Origin of the sequence: Methanoregula sp. UBA64 (assembly GCF_002502735.1) — an archaeon.
GTDB lineage: Archaea > Halobacteriota > Methanomicrobia > Methanomicrobiales > Methanospirillaceae > Methanoregula.
The window spans coordinates 49861-50081 of sequence record NZ_DAQC01000003.1 but is presented as its reverse complement, the minus strand read 5'-3'; the positions used below and the strand labels follow the sequence as shown (position 1 = coordinate 50081).

Below are 221 nucleotides of genomic sequence, written 5' to 3'. Positions count from 1 at the left end.
AGATTTCCCCAGAGACTTAACAGACCAGCTACGAACGCTTTAAGCCCAGTAATAGTGGCCACCACTCGAGCCGCCGGTATTACCGCGGCGGCTGGCACCGGTCTTGCCCGGCCCTTTCTTCGCCAGTTATTTACACTGGCGGACAGCCTGATTTTACAGGCACTCGGAGTTCCCTTGTCACGATTTCTCGCATTGCAAAGTTTTCGCGCCTGCTGCGCCCC

At 56.6% G+C, this 221-nt stretch carries 1 rRNA gene (running past both ends of the window); it reads right to left on the bottom strand.

Annotated features, from left to right (window positions below):
• A 16S ribosomal RNA gene (locus BP758_RS12360) occupies positions 1-221 on the bottom strand (it extends past both window edges: 1482 nt to the left, 584 nt to the right).